1 protein-coding gene is annotated in these 1,111 nt (G+C 42.3%); it reads left to right on the forward strand.

Annotated elements, in window-relative coordinates; all coding sequences use genetic code 11:
* The first annotated feature begins 65 nt into the window (after nt 1-65).
* Nucleotides 66-1,095 (forward strand): IS630 family transposase gene (locus IY568_RS24380; RefSeq protein WP_416365180.1). Its coding sequence is split into 2 segments (ribosomal slippage): nt 66-517 and nt 516-1,095, totalling 1,032 coding nucleotides; the frame shifts between segments, so codons are not numbered across the junction.
* Nucleotides 1,096-1,111: the final 16 nt, after the last annotated feature.

Below are 1,111 nucleotides of genomic sequence, written 5' to 3' on the forward strand. Positions count from 1 at the left end.
ATACCAAATTGATTAAATTTATGATCTAATGTCAAAATCCAATTTCCATCTATGTGATAGTGATTTTGCAGCCTTCTGAATTTATTAAGCTCTCCAAACAAACTAAAGATCCAAGAAAGAAAGTGCGCATGCTCGCACTGGCTCATTTCTTTGAAGGTAAGTCCCGTTATCAAATTGCTGAATACTTAAAGGTCAGCCGTACGAGCGTGAACAAATGGGTAAAAGATTATCTCGAGCGTGGCCTAGAAGGTTTAGAGGAGCTGCCTCGCTCAGGCCGACCTTGTAAGCTTGATGAATCACAACAGGAGCAGCTTAAAGCATATATACTCGACGCCATAAAACGCTCGGAAGGCGGTCGACTGACATTAGAAGATATTCAGCAATATATATCAGCACAGTTCTACATAGAATACGAGTTATCAGCCGTTCACCGACTGTTGAAAAGAAAAAACTTCTCATGGATTAGTAGTCGCTCCATCCACCCTAAAGGAAACCAGGCTTACCAAGAAGCTTTTAAAAAACTTCCAGTTGGAAACGATCCTTCACACCCCGGGACACCTTCTTCCTGAACGTATCGACGTGTGGTTTCAAGATGAGGCACGATTTGGTCAGCAAACTTCGACAACGAAGGTTTGGGCTGAAAAAGGCTCACGCCCAAGAGTCGTAAAGCAGCAACAATTCGAGTATGCCTATTTGTTTGGTGCAGTGTGTCCCACGACTGGTAAAACAGAAGCACTCATCTCACCGTTAGTAAATAAAGATGTGATGTATTGTCACTTGAAACAAATATCACAAAGTACTCAACCAGGAAGAATGGCTGTGGTCGTCATGGATCGTGCTGCCTGGCACTTCAAAGATGGTGTGGTAGAAGGTTTGAAGAACGTGGTGATAATCAGACTGCCGCCTTATTCACCAGAATTGAATCCTATAGAACAAGTATGGAGCTGGCTTAGACAACGCAAGTTATCCAACAGAACCTTTGCAAGCTACGAAGACATTTTGGATCAGGTCAGTGAAGCATGGAATGCGTTTATCTCATGTGCTGACAGGGTGAAATCACTATGCTTTAGAGACTGGATAAAAATGACCAGTTAATTAATCAAAATGGTAT

This window comes from Pseudoalteromonas sp. PPB1, from assembly GCF_015356275.1.
GTDB classification, from domain to species: Bacteria; Pseudomonadota; Gammaproteobacteria; order Enterobacterales; family Alteromonadaceae; genus Pseudoalteromonas; species Pseudoalteromonas rubra_D.